This window comes from Dyella flava (genome assembly GCF_016904955.1).
Taxonomy (GTDB): Bacteria; Pseudomonadota; Gammaproteobacteria; order Xanthomonadales; family Rhodanobacteraceae; genus Dyella_B; species Dyella_B flava.
Genome location: NZ_JADIKE010000014.1, coordinates 1 through 4,546, shown reverse-complemented (window position 1 = coordinate 4,546; position 4,546 = coordinate 1). Strand labels below are relative to the sequence as shown.

Annotated in this window: 1 protein-coding gene; it reads left to right on the top strand. The window is 66.1% G+C overall.

Annotation, left to right across the window (positions count from 1 at the left end; genetic code table 11):
• Nucleotides 1-104: 104 nt before the first annotated feature.
• Nucleotides 105-4,546: two-partner secretion domain-containing protein (locus tag ISP19_RS00075; protein ID WP_204678190.1), on the top strand; the 4,442-nt coding region annotated here is incomplete at its 3' end.

Sequence of the window (4,546 nt, the reverse complement as noted above, 5' to 3'; positions counted from 1 at the left end):
GCATGGGGGACGCCTGTTACCCACCACGCGGCCGGCCAGCGGCTTCCAGCTGGTGTACGCCTTTTGATCTCCATCACGACCCGTTATCCGTCAAGGACAGACCCATGACTTTTCGTCGTTCCCGTCCGGTTTCTGCCGCCTCCCTCTCACGTCGTGCCTTGAGCGCGGCCGTCCTCGCCGCCTTGCTGGGCACATCGCTGGGGGCGAGCGCACAAGTGACGCCCGACCCTAATGCGGGTGCGCATCGTCCGAGCACCACGGCCGCCGGCAATGGCGTACCGGTGGTGAACCTCGTGGCACCGTCCGCCGCCGGGGTGTCGCATAACCAGTACCAGCACTTCAACGTCGACCCGCAGGGCCTGATCCTCAACAACAGCGCGGGCGTCTCGCCGACGCAACTGGGCGGCTACATCGTCGGCAATCCGCACTATGCGGCGGGGCAGTCGGCCAAGCTCATCGTCAACGAAGTCACCTCGACCAACCCCACGTACCTGCGCGGCTACACCGAAGTGGCCGGTCGCGCCGCCGATGTGATCATCGCCAATCCCAACGGCATCACAGTCAATGGTGGTGGCTTCATCAACACGAACCGGGCCACCTTGACCACCGGCACGCCAATCTTTGGTGCCGACGGTGCCTTGAGCGGACTGCGTGTCACCGGCGGCCACCTCACTATCGAAGGCGATGGCCTCAACGCCTCCAACATCGATCGCCTCGACCTGATTTCGCGCAGCCTGAGCGTCAACGGTGGCGTGTGGGCGAACCAGCTCAATGTCGTCACCGGCGCCAACCAGGTGAATGAGGCCGATCTGTCCACGCAAGCGATCGCCGGCCCCGGCGAGGCGCCCGCCGTCAGCATCGACGTGGCCGCGCTCGGCGGCATGTACGCCAACGCGGTGCATCTGATCGCCACCGAAGCCGGGGTCGGCGTGCGCAACGCCGGGACGCTGGCCTCGCAAAGCGGTGATTTCACGATCGACAGCGCCGGCCATCTGGAACTGACCGGCCGCCTGCAGTCCGCGGGCAACCTGACGGTGCACAGCGACGGTGACGCCCATAACAGCGGCACGCTCTACAGCGGCGCGGATCTCACGCTGACGACGGGCGGCACGCTGACCAACCGCAACGTGATCGCCGCCGCCCACAACCTCAACCTGCGCGCACAGCAACTGGCGTCCAGTGGCACGCTCGGCGCGGGCGTCGCCAGTGACGGCAGCCTGCAGGGCAGCGGGGCACTGACCGTCACGACCGACGGCCTGCTGACCGCCACCGGCAGTCATCTCGCCAGCGGCGCGATCACCCTGCAAGGCAGCGCGCTGGCGTTGTCCGGCGCCCAGACCCGCACCGGCGGCGATATCACGCTGATCAGCACCGCGGGCGATATCGATCACGCCAACGCCACGCTGCTCGGGCAAGGTCAACTGCTCGTGCGCAGCGCCGGTCACGTGGACAACCGCGGCGGCACACTCAGCGTCGCTGGCAACGCCACGCTGAGCGGCGTTGATCTGGACAACAGCGACGGTACGCTGGAAGCCGGCACCGGTGAAGGCAACGCCTCACTCGTGGTGAACGCGGCCGCGATCAACAATCAAGGCGGCCGTATCGCCAATGCCGATCACGGCCTCACCACCCTCCACGCCGACACCCTCGACAACACCGGCGGCACCGTGGGCGGGCAGGGCGATGTGCAGCTCGATGCCGCCACTGTTACCAACCACGCCGGCACCCTGGTGTCCGGCGGCGACTTCACGCTGCAAAGCGACTACCTCAGCAATCAGGGCGGCACGCTGTACAGCGCCGGTGACCTCCACTGGACCAACAGCAACGCCACGCTGGACAACACGGCCGGTTCGTTCGGCGCGGGCGGCGATATCGCGCTCACCCTCGCCGCCGTGCACAACGATAGTGGCGAGCTGGCCTCCAACGGTGACCTCGTCGCGGCCTTCACTATGCTCGATGGCAATGGCCGCCTGCGCGCCGGCCACGATCTGCAGCTGACGCTGGCCGGTGATTACACCAACCCGGCCGGTAACACGCTGTTCGCCAACCACGACCTCAGCCTGGATGTCGGCGGCGCCTTCACCAACGCGGCCGGCGCCACCCTGCAGGCGGTCAACGCGCTCACCCTCCACGCCGCCCGCCTCGACAACCAGCTCGGTGCGCTGATCAACAGCGCCACCACCACGCTCAACGCCGCTACGCAAACCAACGCCGGCCGCATCGAGGGCGATAGCGTCACCCTCAACGCGGACACCATCACCAATACCGGCACGGTGATCGGCAACGCCATCACCGTTAACGCCACCACCCTCACCAACGGCGCCGACCTCGGCACCGTCACCGACAACACCCCCTATCAAAGCGCGCTGATCGCCGCGGTCAACCAGCTCAACCTGTACATCACCGGCGACCTGCTCAACCGCGACGCCACGCTCTACAGCCTGGGCGACCTCACCCTTGCCGCCGATGCGAACGGCACGCGCAGCCACAGCGTCACCAATCTGTCCGGGGACATCGAAGCCGGCGGCGATGTCACGATCGCGACCGAGCACTTCACCAACCAGCGCCGCGTGTTCCAGACCGAGGTCTACCAACTGAGTGACGCCGAGCAGGCGCAGAACACCGTCACCCTCGATCCGTTGCCGGTCTATCGCTATGACGATCCCAACCCCTTGCATCAGCCGCCGTACGTAGATCCCAGCCAAGTGCTCAGCGCCGAGCAAGTCGCCGCGCTGGAAGCGTACTGCGGCACGCTCGGCACGCCCGGCAAAGACGGTGACACCTGGTGCAACGGCGTCACCATGCCCGGCCAGAACGACCCGCACACCATCCTGCACAACGACCTGCAGGCGATCGTCACGCAGACCCTGGTCTCGGTCGAACGGCTGAAAGCCGCCAGCGCCGAAAGCCGGGTGCTGGCCGGCGGCAACATCACGTTGAACGGCTCCGTGCTCAACGACACCTCCACCATCGCCGCCGGTCACACCCTGATCATCAACGGTCAGGACGGCAACGCGGGTGGTGGCAACACCGGTAACGACACCGTGCGCAACATCGCCTGGACCCCCACCGGCACGGTGCGCGAAACCATCACCGAGCAAACCGGCATCGCCTTCGTCAACTTCGATCCCGATCGTCATTGGGATTTCAAAGGTTATGAAACCTGGGGCACGAAGCAGGGCACGACATCCACCGGCCTGGGCGCGGGCCAGCCGGACTGGATCGGTTTCGATGCGGGACCGGGGTTGTCGGCCAGCTTAAGCGCGGGCCAGGCGGTGGACATCAGCGGGCAGGACATCAGCAATACCGTGGTCGGCGGTGATGGCCGGCCGGTGATCGGTGTCGGCGTGGGGCCCCACAGCGGCGAGCCGGTCCAGACCATCGGCGACGGCAGCCTGCAGCTCCCCAGCAACGGGCTCTACACCCTCACGCCGGGCGCGGGCCATCCCTATCTGGTGGAAACCGATCCGCGCTTTGCCAGCTACAGCGGCTTCCTGGGCAGCGACTACCTGCTCAGTCAATTGGGTCTGCACGGCGACCTCACCTTGAAGCGCCTGGGCGATGCCTTCTATGAAACCCAACTGGTGATGGATCAGATCACCCGCCTCACCGGCCTGCGCTACCTCAACAACAACAGCGACGCGCTCGAGCAATACAAGGCGCTGATGGATGCCGGTGCGCAGCAAGCACAGGCGTTCGACCTCGCCGTCGGCGTGGCGCTCACCCCGGCGCAAATGGCCAGCCTGACGCAGGACATGGTGTGGCTGGTCAACGAAAGCGTGAACGGCGAACAGGTGCTGGTGCCGGTGGTCTACCTCAGCCAGCAAACCGCCAAGAACGTGGCCAGCGGTGCGGTAATCCAGGGCAGCAGCGTCACGCTCAACGCCAGCAACCAGCTCACCAATACTGGCGCAATCCAGGCCGCCCACGACGCCAGCATCACGGCCGGCAACCTGCTCAACGCCGGCCACCTCGCCGGTGGTGGCAACCTGAGCGTGCAAGCCGCGCAAGACTTGCTCAACGTGGGCAACATCCAGGGCGGTAATGTTGCGCTGGTCGCCGGCAACAACCTCACCAGCAGCACCCTCCACGACGCGGCGAATCTGGGCAACGTCGACCTCAGCGGTTTGAACATAGCAAATCCCAGTGCACCGACCGGTGGCCAGATCACCGCCAGCGGTGAGCTCACCGCGCAAGCCGGGAATAACCTCACGCTCGATCACGCCACGGTCAGCGCCGGCCAAAACCTCGGTCTTGCCGCTGGCAACGACCTCACCGCCACGGCCAGCAACCTGGGTGCCGGCAGCAACGCACAACTCATTGCCGGTAACAACCTCAGCCTCAACGCCCAAGGCCACACCGACCATCAGGGCACGCAACGCAACGGTGTTGAAACCACTACCTACACCGTCACGAACCTCACGGTGGGCGGCAGTGCGCAACTGGTGGCCGGTAACGACCTCATCAGCCAGGGTGCACAGCTCGGCGCGGGCGACCAGCTTGCATTGTCAGCCGGTCACGACATCACCCTCAACGCCGTCACCGA